General features: G+C 64.0%; 1 protein-coding gene. It reads left to right on the top strand.

Annotated features, from left to right (window positions below; all coding sequences use genetic code 11):
* Window positions 1-203, top strand: a 203-nt coding sequence (locus IM265_RS21595; RefSeq protein WP_193056025.1) for a hypothetical protein, incomplete at both ends; no start/stop codon positions are given.

Genomic DNA, 203 nt, shown 5'->3' on the forward strand with positions numbered 1-203 from the left:
AGCCAGCCGTCGCTGACCGGTGCGGTAAAGAACAGCCCGGCGGTAGCGGTGTATGGTATGCCGTCTGTGACGGGGCTAAGGATCTCCGGCACGCCGGAGGTGGGGCAGACCCTGAGGGCGGAATATACCTTCACGGCAAACGGGGCCGGTACGGACGTCTCCAGCTTCCAGTGGCAGTGGAAGGATGGCCAGACGTGGAGGAA

This window comes from Enterobacter cloacae complex sp. P17RS (assembly GCF_014895885.1).
GTDB classification, from domain to species: Bacteria; Pseudomonadota; Gammaproteobacteria; order Enterobacterales; family Enterobacteriaceae; genus Enterobacter; species Enterobacter bugandensis.